1 pseudogene is annotated in these 315 nt (G+C 69.5%); it reads right to left on the minus strand.

Features of this window, described 5'->3' with window-relative positions:
- Positions 1 to 125, minus strand: a pseudogene (locus RHOFW104R8_RS18010) (transketolase-like TK C-terminal-containing protein); the annotation flags it as partial.
- Between the last annotated feature and the right edge of the window lie 190 nt (positions 126 to 315).

Here is a 315-nt window from a genome sequence, read left to right on the forward strand (position 1 = left end):
GCCTCCACCGCCACGCGGGCGCGGCACCAGGAAGGCAGCACGCCTTCGCGGTATTCCAGCGGCTGCGCATCGAACACCTCGGTGCACGGCATCGACACCACGCGCACGGCCACGCCCTCCCTGCTGGGTCAGCGCGCCTGCTGCTCGCCTGATCCGTCACTGTAGGAGCGCACCCTGTGCGCGAATGCTTTTCGTCACGTGGCGGAAAAGCATCGCGCACAGGGTGCGCTCCTACACGGTGCGCTTCACCGCGTCGACCAGGTGCGCGACGGTGAAGCCGAAGTGCTCGAACAGCTGCGGCGCGGGGGCGGAGGC

Origin of the sequence: Rhodanobacter sp. FW104-R8 (assembly GCF_001617365.1) — a bacterium.
Taxonomy (GTDB): Bacteria; Pseudomonadota; Gammaproteobacteria; order Xanthomonadales; family Rhodanobacteraceae; genus Rhodanobacter.